This is a genomic window from Nonomuraea sp. NPDC049269, assembly GCF_043197155.1.
In the GTDB taxonomy this organism is placed as follows: domain Bacteria; phylum Actinomycetota; class Actinomycetes; order Streptosporangiales; family Streptosporangiaceae; genus Nonomuraea.
Genome location: NZ_JBICSO010000007.1, coordinates 682,748 through 702,315, shown reverse-complemented (window position 1 = coordinate 702,315; position 19,568 = coordinate 682,748). Strand labels below are relative to the sequence as shown.

The 19,568-nt window shown below is 70.2% G+C and carries 14 protein-coding genes; 6 read left to right on the top strand and 8 right to left on the bottom strand.

Annotation, left to right across the window (positions count from 1 at the left end; genetic code table 11):
• Nucleotides 1–63: 63 nt before the first annotated feature.
• Nucleotides 64–1,047: a DNA polymerase III subunit delta gene (holA, locus tag ACGFNP_RS38835; RefSeq protein ID WP_393327532.1), complete on the top strand. Its 984-nt coding sequence runs from the start codon at nucleotides 64–66 to the stop codon at nucleotides 1,045–1,047.
• A 28-nt stretch (nucleotides 1,048–1,075) separates the two neighbouring features.
• Nucleotides 1,076–2,215, top strand: a complete 1,140-nt coding sequence (locus ACGFNP_RS38830) for an epoxide hydrolase family protein (protein WP_393327347.1) — start codon at nucleotides 1,076–1,078, stop codon at nucleotides 2,213–2,215.
• A gap of 163 nt (nucleotides 2,216–2,378) precedes the next feature.
• Here the strand turns inward: ACGFNP_RS38830 and ACGFNP_RS38825 are convergent, their stop codons facing one another.
• Nucleotides 2,379–2,966 carry a TetR/AcrR family transcriptional regulator gene (locus tag ACGFNP_RS38825; RefSeq protein WP_393327344.1) on the bottom strand — a complete coding sequence of 196 codons (588 nt, stop codon included), beginning with the start codon at nucleotides 2,964–2,966 and terminating at the stop codon, nucleotides 2,379–2,381.
• 90 nt (nucleotides 2,967–3,056) lie between these two features.
• On the opposite strand from ACGFNP_RS38825, the gene ACGFNP_RS38820 reads away from it, so the two are divergent.
• Together ACGFNP_RS38820 and ACGFNP_RS38815 are read left to right on the top strand one after the other, a co-directional pair.
• Complete coding sequence (locus ACGFNP_RS38820) at nucleotides 3,057–3,842, top strand: acetoacetate decarboxylase family protein (protein ID WP_358336370.1); 786 nt, start codon at nucleotides 3,057–3,059, stop codon at nucleotides 3,840–3,842.
• A gap of 61 nt (nucleotides 3,843–3,903) precedes the next feature.
• Entirely contained in the window at nucleotides 3,904–6,741 is a 2,838-nt protein-coding gene (locus tag ACGFNP_RS38815) for a BTAD domain-containing putative transcriptional regulator (protein WP_393327341.1), read from the top strand.
• On the opposite strand, the gene ACGFNP_RS38810 is transcribed toward ACGFNP_RS38815, so the two are convergent.
• Nucleotides 6,704–7,204 (bottom strand): MarR family winged helix-turn-helix transcriptional regulator, encoded by a 501-nt coding sequence (locus ACGFNP_RS38810; RefSeq protein ID WP_393327529.1) that lies wholly within the window; start codon nucleotides 7,202–7,204, stop codon nucleotides 6,704–6,706. The two genes, ACGFNP_RS38815 and ACGFNP_RS38810, sit on opposite strands and share 38 nt — an antisense overlap.
• A gap of 76 nt (nucleotides 7,205–7,280) precedes the next feature.
• Between ACGFNP_RS38810 and ACGFNP_RS38805 the strand changes: the two genes are divergently transcribed.
• Nucleotides 7,281–8,480, top strand: a complete 1,200-nt coding sequence (locus ACGFNP_RS38805) for an MFS transporter (RefSeq protein WP_358336376.1) — start codon at nucleotides 7,281–7,283, stop codon at nucleotides 8,478–8,480.
• Here the strand turns inward: ACGFNP_RS38805 and ACGFNP_RS38800 are convergent.
• The 6 genes from ACGFNP_RS38800 to ACGFNP_RS38775 form a co-directional block, all read right to left on the bottom strand.
• Nucleotides 8,407–9,135 carry an ABC transporter ATP-binding protein gene (locus ACGFNP_RS38800; RefSeq protein WP_358336379.1) on the bottom strand — a complete coding sequence of 243 codons (729 nt, stop codon included), beginning with the start codon at nucleotides 9,133–9,135 and terminating at the stop codon, nucleotides 8,407–8,409. The two genes, ACGFNP_RS38805 and ACGFNP_RS38800, sit on opposite strands and share 74 nt — an antisense overlap.
• Nucleotides 9,125–10,033 carry an ABC transporter ATP-binding protein gene (locus ACGFNP_RS38795; protein ID WP_358336382.1) on the bottom strand — a complete coding sequence of 303 codons (909 nt, stop codon included), beginning with the start codon at nucleotides 10,031–10,033 and terminating at the stop codon, nucleotides 9,125–9,127. Before ACGFNP_RS38795 ends, ACGFNP_RS38800 begins: the two co-directional genes overlap by 11 nt.
• Nucleotides 10,030–12,630 carry an FtsX-like permease family protein gene (locus ACGFNP_RS38790; protein ID WP_393327337.1) on the bottom strand — a complete coding sequence of 867 codons (2,601 nt, stop codon included), beginning with the start codon at nucleotides 12,628–12,630 and terminating at the stop codon, nucleotides 10,030–10,032. Before ACGFNP_RS38790 ends, ACGFNP_RS38795 begins: the two co-directional genes overlap by 4 nt.
• Nucleotides 12,627–15,671 (bottom strand): ABC transporter permease, encoded by a 3,045-nt coding sequence (locus ACGFNP_RS38785; protein WP_393327334.1) that lies wholly within the window; start codon nucleotides 15,669–15,671, stop codon nucleotides 12,627–12,629. Before ACGFNP_RS38785 ends, ACGFNP_RS38790 begins: the two co-directional genes overlap by 4 nt.
• A gap of 171 nt (nucleotides 15,672–15,842) precedes the next feature.
• On the bottom strand, nucleotides 15,843–16,112 hold the full coding sequence (rpsT, locus tag ACGFNP_RS38780) for a 30S ribosomal protein S20 (RefSeq protein ID WP_358034663.1): 270 nt from the start codon (nucleotides 16,110–16,112) through the stop codon (nucleotides 15,843–15,845).
• A gap of 149 nt (nucleotides 16,113–16,261) precedes the next feature.
• On the bottom strand, nucleotides 16,262–17,251 hold the full coding sequence (locus ACGFNP_RS38775) for a hypothetical protein (RefSeq protein ID WP_393327331.1): 990 nt from the start codon (nucleotides 17,249–17,251) through the stop codon (nucleotides 16,262–16,264).
• Nucleotides 17,252–17,306: 55 nt separating this feature from the next.
• On the opposite strand from ACGFNP_RS38775, the gene lepA reads away from it, so the two are divergent.
• The gene (gene lepA / locus ACGFNP_RS38770) at nucleotides 17,307–19,136 is read left to right on the top strand and encodes a translation elongation factor 4 (RefSeq protein WP_358336393.1); all 1,830 of its coding nucleotides are present in this window, start codon (nucleotides 17,307–17,309) and stop codon (nucleotides 19,134–19,136) included.
• Nucleotides 19,137–19,568 lie beyond the last annotated feature (432 nt).

Genomic DNA, 19,568 nt, shown 5'->3' with positions numbered 1-19,568 from the left:
CACTCAGACTCGAACGTGCGGGCGTGTGGATCGTCGAGTACCGGCTTGTCGGTGGCGCATGGCATGCTGCTCGACATGGCGGGAACCCATCCAGCACTCGTGACCTTGGTCGTCGGTGACGAAGAGCTGCTGGCCGAGCGGGCGGTCAGCGGTGTGATCGCGGCGGCGCGGGCGGCCGACGGCGGCGCGGACGTGCACGATCTCATCGGCGGGAAGGTGACGCCGGGGGAGTTGACCCAGCTGACCTCGCCGTCTCTGTTCGGTGATCGTTCGGTGGTGGTGATCCGGTCCGCGCAGGATCTCGTCAAGGACGTCATCGCGGAGGTCGTGAAGTATGCCGCGCACCCCTCCGACGACACCGTGCTCGTCCTGGTCCACCCGGGTGGGGTGAAGGGCAAGGCGCTGGTCGACGGGGTCAAGAAGGCGGGGGCGAGCGTCGTCACCGTCAGCAAGGTCACCAAGGCCGGCGAACGGCTCGACTTCCTCAAGAACGAGATCAAGCGGGCGGGGCGCGGCATTTCACCCGATGCCGCGCAGGCGCTGCTCGAGGCGGTGGGCAACGATCTGCGGGAGCTGGCCGCGGCGTGCAATCAGCTGGTGTTCGACACGGAAGACAAGACGATCAACGCGGCGGCCGTGGCCCGCTATCACAAGGGCCGGGCGGAGGTCACCGGGTTCAACGTGGCCGATTCGGCGGTTGAGGGGCGGCTGGCCGAGGCGCTGGAGCAGCTCCGCTGGGCGCTCGGCACCGGAGTGGCCCCCGTGCTCCTGGTGAGCGCGCTGGCGGGAGGGCTGCGGGGCCTGGCCAAGGTCGGCGGAGCGCCGCGCAACCTCAGGGGCGGGCAGCTGGCGAGCCATCTCGGCATGCCGCCGTGGAAGATCGACCGCGTCAAGCGGCAGCTGAACGGCTGGGGCCCGGAAGGCCTGTCACGGGCCATCCAGGCGGTGGCCGACGCCGATGAGCAGGTCAAGGGCGGCGGAGCCGACCCGGCGTACGCTCTTGAACACACGGTGCAGGTGATCGTCGCCAGCCGCACCGGCCGCTAGCCATGACAACCTGAGCAGTGGAGGAAGCGTGACCTGGTCGCCGTTTCGGATCGACGTGCCGGACGACGTGCTCGATGATCTGCGCCGTCGGCTCCGTAACACTCGGTTCGGCGACCCGGCGGGTGGGCCGGCGTGGCAGGGCGGCGTGGATCTCGGCTATCTGCGGGACCTGATCGGCTATTGGGCCGATGGATTCGACTATCGGGCACGTGAGGCGGAGCTGAACGCCCTGCCGCACGGCATGGCCCACATCGACGGCACGCGTACGCACTTCCTGAAGATCCCCGGCAACGGGCCCGCGCCCATGCCGTTGCTGCTGAGCCATGGTTGGCCGAGCAGCTTCGTGGAGATGCTGCCGCTGGCGGCACGGCTCGCCGATCCAGGGCGATACGGGGGAGATCCGGTCGACGCGTTCGACGTGGTGATCCCGTCCATGCCCGGCTTCCTCTATTCTGACCTGCCTGCCGAGCCGCTGACCAGGGCATCGATGGCGCGGACACTGCACGCCTTGATGACCGAGGTCCTGGGGTACGAGCGTTACGGCGCGTTCGGCGGTGACATCGGCGGGGCGGCGACCGGGTGGCTTGGGGCGCTTTATCCGGAGCAGGTGATCGGGATTCATCTGATCCATCCGCCGTTCCCGGCCTCGATGGAGGACCCGCCGCTGTCGGCGGCGGAGCAGGCGTTCATCGACGCGGAAACCGTCTATGACGAGGGTGACGGCGGCTACAGCGCCATCATGGGCACGCGGCCCGACACCATCGCCGCCGCTCTGCTCGACTCGCCGGTCGGGCTGGCCGCGTGGATCGTCGACAAGTACCGGGACTGGAGCGACTGTCAGGGCGACGTGGAGACGCGGTTCGACCGCGACACCCTGCTGACGGTCCTCACCCTCTACTGGGCGACGGGCTCGATCGGCACCTCGTTCCGGCAATACTTCGACTTCGAACACAACTCCGCGCGGCCGGCCATCACCGTGCCGACGGCGATCACGCTGAGCCACGAGCCGGTGCTGGCGGGGTTTCCGCGGACGCTCGCCGAGCGCGCCTGCCCGGACATCCGGCACTGGAGCGAACCCGGAACAGGCGGCCACTTCCTGCCCATCGAAGAGCCCGCACTCCTCCAGGACGAGCTGACGACCTTCTTCCGGAAACTCCGGCACGCCTGACGCAGAGGTCTTCTCCTGCGCCCGACGTGGCGGCTCTCACGGGCGCCCGACGTGGCGGCTCTCACATATGCCTGATGCGGTGAATCTCATGGACGCCTGGAGCGGCCGGATTTCACGGGCGGGCGGGGGCCGCCCGGCGTGAGCGCATGGACCCGCCCCATGGTCAGGAACTCAGCGTCGCTGAGGCGTCGAAGACCAGTTGGACCAGGCGTTCGGCGAGCTCGTCATCCAAGGGGGAGCCGCTCAGCAGCCTGCGGTAGAGGATGGTGCCCGCCCACAGGTCCTGAACCAAGCCGGTGTCGAGGGTGGCGGGCAGGTCGCCACGGTCGATGCCGCGGCGCAGGGCGACGGCGATGTTGTCGCGCTTGCGCAACAGGAACGTCTCACGGAAGCGCGCCAGCAACTCAGGGCTGCGTGCCAGGTCGGCGGCCAGTGCGGGCACGGCGATCGCCAGGTCGGCGTCCGCGTAGTTGTCGATGGTCATGTCCACGGCGAGGCGCAACTCGGCCCGGGTGTCACCGAGATCCGGGATCTCGTCACCTTTGAAGACCTCGGCCAGCGCGTCGGCCAGCAGAGCCTCCCGGTTCGGCCACCACCGGTAGATGGTCGACTTGCCCACGCCCGCCTTAGCCGCGACCGCCTCGACGGTGAGGTCCGCATAGCCGCGTTCGGCCAGGACCGCGCGTGCGGACTGACGGATCCGGGAGGCCGCACGCGGCCCCGATGGCTCGGCAGTGGTCACATTTTCCATGAAACGAAACGATACGACCCGTTTCATTCTTCGGCAAATCGCGCTACGCTCGAAATGAAACGAAACGTATCGTCCCATTTGGGAGATCTCATGCTGCACGGCTACACCCTTCCCCTGTCCCCGCGCGGCGAGGCCGGCCTGGCCCCGGCGCCGCCCTGGCACTACGCCGGCGACGTGCTCGGCGTGGAGTTCTGGGCCGCTCCTGAGGCCGCGGCCGCGTCCCTGCCGCAGGGGCTGGACCCGGACCCGTCAGGCCGCGGGGTCGCGATGTTCATCGACTGGCAGTTCTCCGCAGCCGACCAGGACTACCTCGACCCCGTACGCAGCCAGTACCGCGAGTTCATGGTGCTCATCGACGCGTTCTGGCAGGACAAGCCCGTCGCCTGGTGCCCCTACATCTACGTCGACAACGATGCCGCCCTGGCCCGCGGATGGATCCAGGGCTTCCCCAAGAAGCTCGGGGCCGTCCACCAGACCAGGACCTTCGCCGCGCAGGGCCCGGCCACACCACAGGCCGGTCCGGGCGGCCGGTTCGCCGCCACCGCCTCGACCGCCGGGCAACGCATCGCCGAGGCCCTGGTCACCCTCGGCCAGCCGGTGCCCGACGCGACGGCGCTGTTGACCAGGCCCACGGTCAACCTGCGCCACTTCCCGCGCTTGACCTCCGGCCAGCACGAGGAGCCCGCCGTACACGAGCTGGTCATGGCCGTCTTCGACAACCCGCGCATCGACAACGCCTGGGTGGGGACCGGCGAGTTGTCCTTCCTGCCCGCCCGCGGCGAGGAGCTCGACGCGCTGGCGCCCACGCGCACCGGCATGGGCTTCCGCGCCTCGCTGTCCTACACCGTCAACGATCTGCACATCCTCGGCAGCTGATCCCGCAGCCCGACCGCCCTTCCGAGGCGAAGAACCGGGCACCAACGGAGAGGAGCAGGACATGGCTGATGCGATTTTCAAAGTCTTGGGGCCAGTGCGGGTGTGCTGGCCCGATGGGCGGCAGGTTCAGCTGAGCGGCAAGCAACGCGCCGTACTCGCCAGCCTGCTCCTCAACGTCAACACGCTGGTGTCCCAAGAGCGGCTGATGGCGGCACTGTGGGAGGACCCTCCCGCCTCGGCCATCTCCAACCTGCACACCCATGTCGCGCAGCTGCGCAGGGCACTGCCCACCGGCGCGCGGCTTCTGACGGAGGAAGCGGGCTACATCCTCGCGGCGGCCACCGAAGAGCTCGATCTCCTGGAGTTCGAGCAGGCGGTACGGCTGGCCCGAGACAGGACCGAGCAGGGCGACGTCCGCGCGGCCGTCCGCGAGTTCGAAAGAGCTCTGTCGATGTGGCGGGGGAGACCCGCCGAAGGCACCAAGCTCGCCGGTCCCGTCCTCGCCCGCGTGGCCGAACTGGAGGAACGGCTGGCCGCGGCGAGACTGGACTGGGCCGAAGCGAAGCTCGCCCTCGGCATGCCCATGGAGGTGATCGAAGACCTCCGCCTCTTCCTCGCCGAGCAGCCACTACGCGAGAGCGCCTGGCGATTACTCATGCTCGCGCATTCACGAGCGGGACAACGTGACAAGGCCCTCGAAGCCTTCCGGCACGCCCGGTCGGTGCTCATCGACGAGTTGGGCCTCGAACCCGGCACGGAACTCCAACAGCTCCAGGCCGCGATCCTGGCCGGCACCGTTCCGCTGAACGGGACCGCACCGGGGACGCCGATCTGTCGGCTCCCGTCAGACGTCAGGCATTTCAGTGGCAGGCAGGCCGAACTGGCCACTCTGGACGAGCTCCTTCCCCGCGCCGAGGAGGAGCCGCCGCGCGCCGCCGCGACCTGCGTGATCAGCGGCGCCGGCGGGGTCGGGAAGACCTCACTCGCCGTGCGCTGGGCCCACAGCGTACGTGAACGCTTTCCCGATGGTCAGCTCTATGTGGACCTCCAGGGCTTCAGCTCCGCCGCGACGCCCCTCTCCCAGACGGAGGCCGTACGGATCCTGCTGGGGTTCCTCCAGCCGCCCCACAGCCGGATACCGTCCGCCTTCGACGAGCAGATCATGCTCTATCGCAACTTACTGACCGGCAAGCGGGTCCTCATCCTCCTGGACAACGCCCGAGAGCCCGATCAGGTACGCCCGCTGCTCCCTCCATCGCCGGAAAGCCTCACTCTGGTGACCAGCAGGACCGTGCTCACCGGCCTGATCGCGGCCGAGGGCGCCCAACTGCTGCGACTGGCGCCGCTCTCCGCCGCTCAGGCCGGCGAGCTGCTCAAACACCGCCTCGGGAAAGACCGGATAGCGGACGAACGCGAGGCGGCGGACGACATCATCAGAGCGTGCGCCGGACTGCCGCTGGCCCTGGGCATCGTCGCCGCACGGGCCATCGTCGACGAAGGCCTCTCCCTCGCCGCGCTGGCTGAAGAACTCCAAGCGGAGACCACCCGATTGGACGCTCTGCGCACCGAAGAGGTCAGAACCGACCTACGGGAAGTGTTCGGCTCCTCCTATCGCGTGCTGGCCCCTGAGACAGCCGAGACCTTCGCCTATCTGGGCCTGGTGCCGGGCCCCGACATCAGCCTGCTCGCCGCCGCCAACCTCATCGGCCAACCCGTTTCTCGTACGCGCACGCTCCTGCGCACGCTGGAAACCGCCCATCTGCTGCATCAGCACGTGCCCGGCCGCTATCGGATGCACGACCTCGTCCGCCTCTACGCCATCGAACGCGCGATCCTCGATCTGAGCGTGGATGACCGTGCCGCCGCGGTGCGTCGTCTGGTGGCCTTCTTCCTGCACACGTCGTACGCGGCCGACCGGCTGATCTCCCCCTACCGTCTGGGCGCCAGGGCACTCGATCCGCCGGCTCCTGCTCGTCTCCCGCACGCCTTGGCCGACGCGGCGGCGGCGCAGGCCTGGTTCAGAGCCGAGCACGCCGGCCTGCTCGCCGTTCAGGAACTGGCCGTCAAGCATGATCTGCACGTCGCCGTGTGGCAACTGGCCTGGACGCTCAACACCTTCCACCAACGCCACAACCTGCTCCAGAACTCCGTCTCGACCTGGCGGATCGCGTCAAGCGCCGCTGAGCACCTGCCGGGTCCGGCCGTCCATGCCCTGGTCCACCAGATGCTCGGCCGAGCCTGCGCCGGAGCGGGGCTGCATGAGGAGTCCCAGTCCCATTTCGCCGAAGCCCTCGATCTGTACGAGCGATCCGGAGACATCGCCGGCCAGGCGTATGTTCGCCATTCGCTCGGGATCGCCTGGGGAGACCAGCACGAGCATGAGCGGGCGTTGTTCCAGCTGGAGCAGGCGCTGCGACTGTACGAGGACCTCGACGACGACGTGGCGGAGGCCAACGCGCTCAATTCCCTGGGCTGGAACCAAGCGCTGCTCGCCGACTTCGGCAATGCCCGGGCTCATTGCGAGCAGGCCCTGGCCCTGCTCCGCCGTCATGGTGATCGGGTCGGCGAGGCGGCGGTCCTCGACAGCCTCGGCTATATCGCCCGTCACACCGGTCAGCACGCCCGATCCCTCGACTACTACCACCAAGCCCTGAGATTGCGGCGGGAGAACGGCAACACCAGCCAAGAGGCCGAGACGCTCTCCCACCTCGGTGACACCTATCACGCCCTCGGCCGGCACGCCGAAGCCGCCCGAGCCTGGAACCAGGCACTCGCCATCTACCGGGCCCAGCACCACACCGCGAAGATCAAGAACGTGAACACGAGGCTCGCCGCCTCCGCGTCCCGGGCCTTTCCTCAGGTCAACGGTTGGCTTCCACATTCACAAGGAGCCGTTTGAGCAGGCCGTCCAGGACCGCCTGTTCCGCCGGATCCAGTGCGCACACCATCCCGGCCTCCACCTCCGCCCGGATCCGCATGGCCTCCAGCCACAGCTCGTGCCCCTTGTCCGTCAGCTCCACGTCGACCCGGCGCCGGTCGTCCGTGCTGCGCAGACGTCGGATCAGGCCCGACTTCTCCAGCGTGTCGAGGCGGCCGGTCATCCCCGCGGGCGACAGCATCAGCTCCGCGGCCAGCTCCGAAGGCGTCGCCGAGCCGGATCCGGCCACCAGCCGATGCAGCGTCTCGAACTCGAAGTCCTGCATCCCCACCTGCGCCAGCGCCGTCTCCTTCGTCTGACGCAGGTGCTTGACGAGGAACTGCATGCGCGTCACGACCCCCTCCACCCGCTCGTCGTACGGCGCCTTGCCCCGCCACCGAGCCAGGTGCCGATCAACAGAGTCTTCAGCGCCGGCCGCGTTCATCGAGTCCACGGACCAATCGTACGCCAGCAAGTATTTTGTTGACGAAACATTAGCCAGCGAATTAATCTCACCCTCCATGAGACTGCTGATCGGCCGAGCCATCTCCGCTCTGGCCACCGCCTTGATCCCTACCACCCTCACGCTCGCCGTCCTTCGCTCCACCGGCTCGGCCGAGGCCCTCGGCACCGTACTGGCCTGCGAGATGATCCCCCTCCTCCTGCTCCTCCCGGTCGGCGGGGTGCTGGCCGACAGGTTCCGGCCCGAGCGGGTGGCCTTGGTGGCCGACCTGGTCCGGGGCCTGTCCCAGGCCGCGATGGGGATCGAGCTGCTGATGGGCGCGGGTCGTGTGCTCGACCTGGCCGTGCTGTCCGCCGTCGCCGGGGTGGCGATCGCGTTCGGCATGCCGGCCGTGCCGAGGCTGGTCGTGGCCGTGGTGCCGGGCCCGGAGCGGCTGCGGGTGAACGCGCGCCTCGGTGTGGCCACGAGCGCGTCCAGCGTGCTCGCCCCGGCCTTGTCGGGCGGTGTGGTGCTGGTGGCGGGCCCGGGGTGGGCGGCGCTGCTCACCGCCGTGTTGTTCGCCTGCTCGGCACTCACCCTGGGCGGAGTCCGTACGGCCGAGCAGCCCACGAAACCTCGGGCCACGTTCGCGAAGGACCTGGCCGAGGGCTGGCGCGAAGTCAGGACGCGGCCGTGGTTCCTGAAGTCGGTGCTCGGTCACGGCGTATGGCACTTCATGGCCGGATTGTTCCTCACGCTCGGCCCGCTGACCGCGGTCAAGCAGCTCGGTGGTGAGGCCAGTTGGGTGCTGATCGTGCAGTGCGGCACGGTCGGCCTGGTGGCGGGGGTGTTCGTGGTGCCGCGGCTGCCCATCCGCAGGCCGCTGGTCGCCGTCCAGGTGGCCGCCGCGCTGTACCTGCTGCCGCTGGTGGCGCTGGCGGTGGCGGCGAACGCGGTGGTGATCGCGGTGGCCTACTTCGTGGCGATGTTCGGGCTCGGGGTGCTCAGCCCGCTGTGGGAGACGGTCGTCGCCGAGGAGATCCCCGAGGGCGCGATCGGGCGGGTGCGGGCCTTCGATCAGCTCATCTCGTTCGCGTCGCGGCCGTTCGGGCTGGCCGTCGCGGCGCCGCTCGCGGGGCTCGTGGGCATGACCGGGCTGCTGGTGGCGGGAGCGGTCGCCGTGGCCGGGGCGAACCTGGCCGCGATCACCGGCCTGCCGGCTTCGAAGCCGGAAGAGCCCCATCCAGCGGCGGAGTCTCCCGGAGAACTCCGTCGCTGATCTCCAGCACCCGGTCGGCCAGCGTGATGAGGCTCGGGTCGTGGGTGGCGACGAGCGCGGTGACGCCCTCGCTGCGTACCAGGGCCCGCAGCAGCTCCATGATCTGCCGCCCCGTCTGCGAGTCGAGCTGCCCGGTGGGCTCGTCGGCGACCAGCAGCCGGGGCCGGTTGGCCAGCGACCTGGCGATCGCCACGCGCTGCCGTTGCCCGCCCGACAGCTCGTACGGCCGCTGGTTGGCGTGCTGTTCCAGCCCCACCAGGGAGAGCAGCAGGCGCACCCGCGCATCTCGCTCCGCGACCGGCGTGCGGGCCAGCCGCATCGGCACGCCGACGTTCTCGGCCGCCGACAGCACCGGGATCAGCCCGAACGACTGGAACACGAACCCGACCACGTCGCGGCGGAGCGCCAGCAGGTCGTCCTCGGACATCGAGGTGACCTCGGCCCCGGCCACCACGACCCGCCCGGCGTCGGGCCGGTCGAGCCCGCCGATCTGGTTCAGCAGGGTCGTCTTGCCGGACCCCGACCGACCGCGGACGGCGATCAACTCGCCGGGGTACGCCGAGAACGACACCTCCCGCAGCGCCACGACCTCCTTCGGCCCGCTCCGGTAGACCCGGCGCACCCCTTCGACGACGACCAAGGGCTCACTGCTCATCGGAGGGCTCCTCCCGGGCCGGCCACACGCCGATGTGGTCGGATTCGAGTTCGAGGCGCACCCGGCGCTCCATGTCCAGGGCGTTCATGAAGTCGCGGGGCAGTTGCAGCCGCCCGACACGGTCGAGCACGGCGTACTCCTCGGCGACGCCCTCGCGGCGGAGGGTCTCGCTGCTGGTACGCCCGTCGCGGATGCCGATCGTCCGGTCGACGCGCTCGGACACCAGCGGGTCGTGGGTCACGATCACCACGGTCACGCCCAGCTCACCGTTGGCCTTGCGCAGCGAACCGAACACCTCCTCCGATGTCTCGCTGTCCAGTTCGCCGGTGGGTTCGTCGGCCAGGACGAGCTGCGGGGAGTTGGCCAGGGCGACGGCGATGGCCACCCGCTGCTGCTCGCCGCCGGACATCTCGGGCACCTTCCGGCCGGCGCAGGAGCCGACGCCCATCAGGTCGAGCAGCTCGGCCGCGCGGCCCCGGCGGGCCTTACCGGCCAGCTTCATCGGCAGCTCGACGTTCTCGCGCGCGGTCAGGTAGGGGAGCAGGTTGCGCGCGGTCTGCTGCCAGACGAACCCGACGATGTCGCGCCGGTAACGCAGCCGGTCCTTCGCGGTCATCGACAGCAGGTCCGTGCCCGCCACCCGGGCCACCCCCGCCGTCGGCACGTCCAGGCCGGACAGGACGTTCAGCAGCGTCGACTTGCCCGACCCGGAGGCCCCGACGACGGCGACCAGTTCGCCCTTCTGGATGAGCAGGTCGAGGCCCTGCAGGGCGACCACCTCGACGCCCTCGGTCTTGTAGATGCGGACCAGGTTGTCGCACACGATGTGCGCGTCGGCGCCGAAGGCGGCCTTCTGCTCGGCGGCCCTGGCCTCCAGTTCGGACAACGTAGGACTCATGTGAGGTCACCCACTCGGAGTACGGCGCCGAGGTTGCGGCGGCGGCTGATGGCGGTGTGCGCGTAGACGCCGAGCACGGCGACGGCGGCCAGCCCGGCCGCCAGGACGGCCGGCATGACCGGATCGGCGGAGTAGCCGCCGACGGTCAGGTCACCGGTGTAGGCGGACAGGTCGATCGCGGGCCCGAGCGCCGGGGGCAGGCCGAGGCCGAGCGCGAGCCCGGCGAGCGAGGTGATGAGGATCAGCGGCAGGATCTCCAGCACGGTCAGGCCCCGCGCCTGCCGGTCCGACAGCCCCAGCGTACGCAGGAACGACAGCGCCCTGGCCCGGTCGGCCGCGCCGATCACCAGCGTCACGACCACGGCGATGAGCGCGTAGACCGCCAGCGCGACGGTGGTGATGAGCAGGACGTCCTGGACGGTACCGGTCAGCGGGTCGTCCTCGATCGCGGCCAGGGCCCGCTCCTGCGAGGTCAGCTCGGCCGCCGGCTGGCCGGTGGCCGCCAGCAGGGCCGCCGGATCTGCGTCGCCCTTGATCAGCAGGGTGTTGACGCCGGGCCGCTTGTTGGTCTCGAACGGCAGCACGATGAACTTGCCGCTCGGGTAGAAGCCGGGCAGCGCGCCGATCTCGCCGGCCGTGGTGACCTTCATCCGCTCGTACCAGCCGATCTCGAACGTGCCGCGCCCGCGCAGCTCGTGGGAGACCAACACCGGGATCCCGGAGGTTCCGGAGGCGAGGGCGGGCACGCTGATCGGCGCGCCGTCCAGCAGTCGCCGCCATTGGGCCAGGTCGACGGCGATGACCTGGGCCCGCTCGCCGCTGTAGCCGAGCTGCGCGCTGGCGGTCTGCGCGGGCACGAGCAGCCGCACGCCGGGTACCTTACGCACCCGCTCGATGGCGTCCGGAGGCAGCTCCACGGGTGAGGTCAGCTTGATCGGCGCGCCGACGCTCTGCCAGGACGCCAGGCGCTGCGTGGCCGACAGCCCGCCGGAGATCACCGCCCCGAACACCGACACGGCCAGCGCGGGCAGCAGGATCAGCACCGGCAGCGCGCTGGCGGATCGCGCCCGGGCCGCCCTGGTCAGGCCCAGGAAGGGCACGGCGAGCCGGCCGCGGGCGGCCAGGCGTACGAGGAGCTTGAGGGGGAGGGGATAGCAGCGGATGGTGATCAGCGCGGCGGCGACGGTCAGCGCGACCGGTACGAGGACTAGGAACGGGTCCTGCCCGCCGGTCGTCAGGCCACGGGTGCGCAGCAGGTACGCGCCGGCCAGCGCGAGGCCGACGACCAGCACCTCCAGCGTGATCCGCCGAGCCGATGGGCGGGCGGCGGCCACGTCGTCGCGCCGCTCGTGCAGCGGCGTCCGGTGCGTCACGGCCAGCCGCGCGGCCGCGTAACCGACCGCCGTGAGCGGCACGAGAGCGGGCCCGGCATGGGCGATCCACGGCACCGGCCCCGGCACCAGGAAGGCCAGCGCCCATCCGGCCAGCGCCGCGGGCGCCACCGCGATCGCGACGAGCGCCGCGCCGGTCCCCGCCACCTGCCGCAGCGACCCGCCGCGCGCCCGTGCCAGCGCCAGCGGGTGGTCGATCCGCTCGATCAGCAGTTGTACGGCCAGCACGAGCACCCCGAGCGCCACGACCAGCAGGCCGCCGAGCACCAGGAACATCACGGTCTGCGCGGCGCCCAGCGCGGTCCCGAACCCGGCCAGCACCCCCGGCAGATCCGTCGCCAGCTCGTACGGGCTCCCGTTGCCCGCCAGCTGCAGCGGGATCAACCGCCCGTAGTCCTCGACGGCGGCGCTCAGTTCGGGCACGTCGAGAGAGGCGGGCGCGGTGGGATCGACCGGGAGGATCCAGCTGTAGACCAGGTTGCGGGTGGCGCCGCTCAGAACGGCCAGGCCGCTAGCCGGGATCAGCGCGGTCGTGCGCCGCTCCATCTCCTGCTTGCCGGGCGGCTGGACCTGCGTGACGTGCAGGACGTCGACGTCGTGGCTCCAGTAACGGGCGGCGGAATCCTTCGCCCTGAACACCCCGACGACCTTGGCGGCGATCTGGTTGCTCTCGCCGAGGATCCGCACGTCGCCGACCTCCAGCGGCATCGTGGTGCGGGCCTCGTCGACGATGCCCACCTCGAACAGCGGAATCTCCGACCCGTTCCAGCGAAGGACACCCGGTTTGCCCGGCGCCCGGCCGTCGATCCACTCGACCCGCCGGTCGCCGTCGGACAGCCAGGCGAGGTTGATGTAGGTGAGCCCGTTCGACTGGTAGACCGGCGTGTCGTACGTCTTCGCGCTCATCGGGCCGGTGGCCGAGACCAGCGGCCGCAGCCGCGGCGGCAGGAGCGAGCGGAGCCTGGCGTCCTTGGTGGAGAACTGGCCGGGGTCGCGCAGATCCGCCTGCTGCCCGCGCGTCTGGGTCTGTACGGTCAGGTCGGCCTGCGACGCGGACGCTTTCTGGAGGGCCCCGTGAAGCGCGTCGTCGTACGAGCCCTGCAGCACCCGCGGCAGCCCCGCCACGAGCAGGCAGGCGCTCAACGTCAGCAGGGACAGCACGGCGACCACGCCGAGCCGCACCCGGGCGAGCACCAGGATCCTCACAAGTCCTCCCCACCCTGCCCGCGCAGGTTGCGGGCCAGCACCGCGACGATGCCGAGCAGCAGCGCGGCCACCAGCGCCAGCATGGCCGCGGTCGCCGCCCATGGGATGTCGAGCAGCACGTCGGGCGTGACCGCCGCGGCCTGCCCGGTGAGCACGATGTGCGGCACGACCAGAACGCCCACGACGACCGCCAGTGCCGTGCCCGCCACCAGCGACAGCCCGATGACGAACGCCTGCTCGATCGCCAGCATCCCGAACACCTGCCGTGAGCTCACCCCGAGCGCCCGCAGGATCGTGAACTCGGCCATCCGCTCCCGGGCCGCGACGCTGGCGTTCACCAGGAAGCCCAGCACCGCGAACGCCAGCGCGGCCACGAAGCCCAGGATCAGCGCCCCCTGCAGCCCGCTGGCCAGCGGGTCGTCCCGCAGCCGCCCGGCGAGTTCGCGCTGGTCGACGGCCGTGACGTTCCACTCCGGCCGCTTCTTCAGCGCCGCGAGCGCGGGCTCGGTGTCGCCGCCGTCGGTGGCGAGCCACCATTCGGTGGCCGGTTTGGGTATCTGTCCCGCCGCCAGGCCGTATGCCTGGAGGGTGCCCCAGTCGGCCAGTACGGCCGGCTGGTCCGCGGCGGTCGTCGGCATGCGATCGACCAGGCCGGCGACCTTGACCTCGACGACCTGCCGATCCAGGCTGACCCGGCTCACCTGGCCCGGCGAGAGCTTGAGCGAGGCGGCCAGGTCGGTGGTGAGCACCACCGGCAGCGGACCGGTCGGCTCGCCGAAGGCGACCACGGCCGGCCGCGATCCGGTCACCTTCAGCGAAATCGCGTCGCCAGGGCTCAGACCGGTCACCGTGACCTGCGCGTCGCCGCTCTCGGGGGGATTGGCGACCAGGCCGCGGACGGACAGCGGATAGGCGATCTTCCCGGTCCGCCCGGCCGACGCCCCGAGATCCAGGTCGATCTGGTTGTCGCCCCGATGGAGCCGGCCCAGGGACAGCTCGCGCCAGACGCCGAGCGCGTCCGAGATCATGATCCGCAGCGGCACCTCGGCGTCGGCGTGGGCCCGTACCATGAGCGTGGTGGGCCTGCCCGGCAGCTCCAGCGGGCCACCTCGTGCCCGGCCCGAGCGCAGTTCCCGCGCCAGCTCCCCGACCGACCGCGCCGACAGGTCGGGCCGCAACTGGAGGAGCCGGTCGAGCTTGCCGGCGTCGAGACCGAGCAGGACCGCGTCCTCGCCGCTGAGGTCCACCTGGCCGCGGAAGGCGGGGGAGACCGTTGTGACGCCCGGCAGCGCCGCGAACGCGGTGCCCCGCCCGAGCGTGCCCAGTTCGGGACCGTCCGGTGGCCCGGAGATGCGCAGGTCGGTCCCGGTCTGGTGACGGGCCTGGTCCTCCTGGGAGCCGCGCCAGGTGGCGGCCGTGGCCATGGACACGATGCCGATCGCGATGGCCATGGTCAGCAGCAGCGCGGGCCCCGCGTACCTGAGCGGCCGCCTGCTGACCTGCCAGACGCCGAGCGCCGGAGCCAGCGTGGGCCGCCGGGCGGTGAGCCGCTCGGCCAGCTTCGAGACGCGGGGCACCAGGCGCAGGCCCAGCATGCCGCCGGTGAGCAGCGCCAGCGCCGGGCCCGAGACGATGAGCGGGTCGATGCCGAGGTCGCCGGCGGCGGTCGCGGTGACGGGCGCCCCATAGCGCCGCAGCTGCCAGATGGCCAGCGCCGCGACCAGCAGCAGCGCCAGGTCCGCCCCGGCCCGCTCGATCAGCCCGCGCCCGCCGCTCCGGCCGCGCGTCGACTGCTCCTCCACGTAACTACGTCGGGCGCCCGCGAGGGCCGGCAGCATGAGGAGTACGGCCGAGGCCAGGGCCACGCCGATCGAGACCGCGAACGTGCCGAGATCGGCCGAGGGCGCCAGCCGTACACCGGAGGCCTTGATCCAGGGCAGCGCGTTGACCAGGGCCAGCAGCGGCGGGCCGAGGAACGGCGCGACGATCGCGCACGGGACGGCCACCAGCAGCGCCTCGCCACCCGCCAGCGCGGCCAGCCGCAGCGTGCCCGCGCCGCGCGAGCGCAGCAGCGCCACCTCCATGCGGCGGTGGTCGGCGAGCAGGCGGGCGGTGAGCATGAGCGCGTACGCGGCCAGCAGCAGAAGCTGGAGCACCGGGATGAGCATGGTGGAGCGGGCCACCAGGGCGGCGGTGCCGAGCTGGGTGAGGATCTCCGGCAGGCGGCTGGTGGCGGTGCAGCTCGCGCAGCCGTTCGCCCGCAGCCGGTCGCGGAGCTCGCTCACCCGGCCGGCGAACGGCCGTAGCTGCTCCGGCGACAGCGTGCGCAGGTCGGGGACCGCGGTCCAGGTGGCGTTGACGTTCGTGGCGAAGCGGCTCAGGAACGTCTGGCGGGGGACCATCAGCGGGCCGTAGGTGGTGTACTCGCCCGTCTCGACGCCCCTGGTGAGCAGTTGCTCACCGGTCCAGCGGTCGCCGAACGGGTCGTTGAGCTGGAAGACGCCGGTGATGCGGACCTTGACCGCCTTGTGGTCGAGGCGGCCCTCGGTGGTGATCTCCTGACCGGACTTGAGGCCGCTCGCCGAGGCCGCCGACAGCGAGATCGCGGCCTCGACGACGTCGCTTCCGGCTCCCGGCCAGGTGCCGGAGATCAGCTTGGCGTGGGTGTCGAGGCCGTCATAGCTACCGAACCTGAGCAGTTCGGGGGTCTTGCGGCGCTCCTGGCCCGGCAGGACGTAGGAGTCGGAGCGGAAGGCGGTCGTGATGGCGGCGGGCGCGCCCGCGTAGGCCCTGGCGAGCTCGGCGCGGATCGCCCGATCGAGCGCCGGGAACGTCTCGGTGTTGACGGGCGTGGCGATGGTGGCGGCCACCTGGCCCAGCGACGCGGTCTCCATCGTGCGGCGCACGCCTACCTCGGCGATGGTGGAGGCGTACATCGTCAGTGCTACCAGCGTCGTGGTGGCCAGCAGGATCGACCCGAACGCGGCCAGTAACAGCAGCGGCTCGCTGAACGCCCGTTTGACGACCAACGGCCCCCGCATACGCCCCCCTTGCCCGTTTAGTGAACCTTTGGGCATTCAGGCGGGGGGAGGCAAGGTGATCTTCAGAACGGTGACGGACCCGAAACGCCGGTGTGATATCGAAACCGTGACACAAAAAACGCCGCACCCCTTGACGGCGGTGCGGCGCTGTGGTGCCTTGCCTCTGACGTCCTACTTGGCAGCCAGGCCGGCGGCCTGCTTGGCGATCGCCGACTTGCGGTTGGCGGCCTGGTTCTTGTGGATGACACCCTTGCTGACGGCCTTGTCGAGCTGACGGGCGGCAGCCCGCTGCAGCTCGGCGGCCTGCTGGGCGTCGCCCTGCTCGGCAGCCTCGCGGAACTTGCGCACAGCCGTCTTCAGCGAAGACTTGACGGCCTTGTTGCGCAGGCGAGCCTTCTCGTTCTGCTTGTTGCGCTTGATCTGGGACTTGATGTTCGCCACGAAGAAGCCTCGGTGAAAGTCTGGTGATGGATGGGGCGCGCGGGCTCGAGAGAGGGCGCGCCACACGCAGTTGAACAGGTTACCAATAACCCAGGCGGCAGCTCAAATCAACACCCTGGGTAATTGGAGTCTCGGCCTAGTGTACGCGCTCAGGAGAACCACTCGGTGGTGTATTCGCGCCAATCCTCCTCAGTTGCCGTGAAATCGACGTACAGCGCCAGGCCGAACCGCTCCCGCCTGCCATGGTCCGTCAGGGCCAGCTTGGCGCCCTGGGCGGCCATGGCGACGCTCTCGGCGGAGTCGCTCCAGCCGACGCCATGGTCGTGGTAGGCGGGGGCGCCCACGAGGACCAGCTTCGTCTCGGGGACCAGGTCGAGAGCGAGCGTGGCCTGCCGTGCGACATATCCCCCGTAAAGGGACTGTGCGGGGGTGAAGGAGTCGTACGTCATGATGGCGATCTGGTCGACGCGGTCGGCGGCCTGCTGGAAGTAGCCGCTCGACCAGTACTTGTCGTGGCCGATGATGGCCCGGGCGGGCAGGCGCATCAGGGGGTACGGCTCGATCTGGGGCGTCGAGATGGACAGGAGCCTGGTGTGCAGGCGGGTCTTCTCGAGGAGGTCGAGGAAGTTGCGGTCGCCGTCGCCGATCGGCTCGAAGTCGTAGTGGATGCCGTCGAAGCCGGTCTGCATGATGGCGGCGGCTCCGGCCAGGACGTTCTCGCGGGATGTGGCGTCGTCGAGGTCGAGGAGGCCGTCGACCTTCTGGCCGAGCCAGGCGGAGACGCGGACGCCGGGGAGGCGCTCGCGAACCCATTGGACGAAATTTCGGGCGCTGGGGTATTTTGCGGGATCTAGGCGGCCGTCCTTCTCGAACGGTCCCGAATGGACGTACAGATCCTTGATGCCCGTGGCGCGCAGGCGTACCGCGAGCCGCTCCACGTCCGCCTCCGTACGGCGGCCGTCGACCCACGCGTGGCCGAGCCAGAGGGCGTCGTTACCTGTGCTCTTCGCCCAGGCCGCCGGGGCACCGGTAAACTGAAGACGGAGCGCGCCGGCCAGGAGGCCGATCAGCGCGACGACGATGGCCAGGGCCAGCGCGACAAGGCGCAGGCCACGGCGAATGGCGGTTCGGGCAATCACCCGGGCATGTCACCATGAAAGACGCTTGACCTCAACCCTGTCGAAACGGACTTCGGTGCGCACTCAGCCTGGCCAGACCGACCCCGCGTTGATCCGCAACTTCTGCATCATCGCGCATATCGACCACGGCAAGTCGACCCTTGCCGATCGGATGCTGCAGATCACCGGCGTGGTCGACGACCGGTCCATGCGTGCCCAATACCTCGACCGGATGGACATCGAGCGAGAGCGCGGCATCACGATCAAGTCGCAGGCCGTCCGGTTGCCGTGGGACGGCCACGTGCTCAACATGATCGACACGCCGGGCCACGTCGACTTCACCTACGAGGTGTCCCGGTCGCTGCAGGCCTGCGAGGGCGCGATCCTGCTGGTCGACGCCGCCCAGGGCATCGAGGCGCAGACGCTGGCCAACCTCTACCTGGCCATGAACAACGACCTGCACATCATCCCGGTGCTCAACAAGATCGACCTGCCCGCCGCGCAGCCGGAGAAGTTCGCCGAGGAGCTCGCGGGGCTGATCGGCTGCGACCCGTCCGAGGTGCTCAGGGTCTCCGGCAAGACCGGCGACGGTGTGCGCGAGCTGCTCGACCACGTGGTGCAGACCGTCCCCGCACCGGTGGGCGCCGCCGACGAGCCCGCCCGCGCGCTGATCTTCGACTCGGTCTACGACACCTACCGGGGCGTCGTCACGTACGTCCGGGTCTTCGACGGCCACCTGGGCAAGCGCGAGCGCATCCTGATGATGTCGACCCAGGCCGCCCACGAGACGCTGGAGATCGGCGTCATCTCGCCCGAGCCCAAGGTGTCGGAGCTGGGGCTGGGCGTTGGCGAGGTGGGCTACCTGATCACCGGCGTCAAGGACGTGCGCCAGTCGCGCGTCGGTGACACCGTCACCTCGGTCGCCAAGGGCGCCACCGAGATGCTGGCGGGCTACGACCACCCCAAGCCGATGGTGTTCTCCGGCCTCTATCCGATCGACGGCGACCAATACCCCGAGCTGCGCGAAGCCCTCGACAAGCTGCAGCTCAACGACGCCGCGCTGATCTACGAGCCGGAGACCTCGGCCGCGCTCGGCTTCGGCTTCCGCGTCGGCTTCCTCGGCCTGCTGCACATGGAGATCGTCCGCGAACGCCTGGAGCGCGAGTTCGGCCTGTCGCTGATCTCCACCGCGCCCAACGTCGTCTACCGCGTGGTCATGGAGGACGGCAGCGAACTGACCGTCACCAACCCGTCGGAGTTCCCCACCGGTGGCAAGATCGCGCAGGTCTTCGAGCCGGTGACCAAGTCGACCATCCTGGCCCCGGCCGAGTTCATCGGCGTGATCATGGAGATCTGCCAGGGGCGGCGCGGTCAGCTCCGCGGCATGGACTACCTGTCGGAAGACCGGGTCGAGATCCGCTACACACTGCCGCTCGGCGAGATCATCTTCGACTTCTTCGACCAGCTCAAGTCGCGCACCCGCGGCTACGCCTCGCTCGACTACGAGCCCGACGGGGAGCTGGAGTCCGAGCTGGTCAAGGTCGACATCCTGCTCCAGGGCGAGCCGGTCGACGCCTTCAGCGCCATCGTCCACAAGGACAAGGCTTATGCGTACGGCGTGGACATGGCCAAGAAGCTGCGTGAGCTCATCCCGAGGCAGCAGTTCGAGGTGCCGATCCAGGCGGCCATCGGGGCCCGTGTGATCGCCCGGGAGAACATCCGCGCGATCCGAAAGGACGTTCTGGCCAAGTGCTACGGCGGCGACATCACGCGTAAGCGCAAGCTGCTGGAGAAGCAGAAGGAAGGCAAGAAGCGGATGAAGATGGTCGGCCGGGTCGAGGTGCCTCAGGAGGCGTTCGTCGCGGCGCTGTCGACCGATTCGAGCGCCGACAAGACCAAGAAGTAGCCGACTGCTCGCCGCAAAGGACCTTCGCTACGCTCCGGACGACCTTTTCAGCCCACCCCTTACCCGATTCGGTGGTTGGCCGTCTGATGCCCGCCCGCCCACAAAGGCCCTCCGCTTCGCTCCGGACGTCCTTCCAGGCGGGCTGACGCCCGCCCCCTGAAGGACCTCGCTACGCTCGGACCGCCCTCCCAAGCACGCCTCGCCGGGTTGGCTGATGGGAGTGGAGTGGACTGGCCTTGGCGGCAACATCATCGAGACCGGCACCGACTCCTGCCACCTCGCGCCAGCGCGGGCCGCACTCGCTTCGTTCGCCCTTCGGGTGGCCTACGGTCATGCCGCCAGCCCCCGACGCTCCCAACCCCAACTCCGTGTCCGGCCCCGGTGGACCGTCGCCGCTGCTCCCGAATAATCGCGTAGATCGTTCTGTCCCCA

Excerpts from the sequence above, each read along its gene's own strand:
- holA (WP_393327532.1), top strand. The coding sequence starts at position 64 with ATGCTGCTCGACATGGCGGGAACCCATCCAGCACTCGTGACCTTGGTC.
- ACGFNP_RS38825 (WP_393327344.1), bottom strand. The coding sequence starts at position 2,966 with ATGGAAAATGTGACCACTGCCGAGCCATCGGGGCCGCGTGCGGCCTCC.
- ACGFNP_RS38820 (WP_358336370.1), top strand. The coding sequence starts at position 3,057 with ATGCTGCACGGCTACACCCTTCCCCTGTCCCCGCGCGGCGAGGCCGGC.
- ACGFNP_RS38815 (WP_393327341.1), top strand. The coding sequence starts at position 3,904 with ATGGCTGATGCGATTTTCAAAGTCTTGGGGCCAGTGCGGGTGTGCTGG.
- ACGFNP_RS38810 (WP_393327529.1), bottom strand. The coding sequence starts at position 7,204 with ATGAACGCGGCCGGCGCTGAAGACTCTGTTGATCGGCACCTGGCTCGG.
- ACGFNP_RS38805 (WP_358336376.1), top strand. The coding sequence starts at position 7,281 with ATGAGACTGCTGATCGGCCGAGCCATCTCCGCTCTGGCCACCGCCTTG.
- ACGFNP_RS38800 (WP_358336379.1), bottom strand. The coding sequence starts at position 9,135 with ATGAGCAGTGAGCCCTTGGTCGTCGTCGAAGGGGTGCGCCGGGTCTAC.
- ACGFNP_RS38795 (WP_358336382.1), bottom strand. The coding sequence starts at position 10,033 with ATGAGTCCTACGTTGTCCGAACTGGAGGCCAGGGCCGCCGAGCAGAAG.
- ACGFNP_RS38785 (WP_393327334.1), bottom strand. The coding sequence starts at position 15,671 with ATGCGGGGGCCGTTGGTCGTCAAACGGGCGTTCAGCGAGCCGCTGCTG.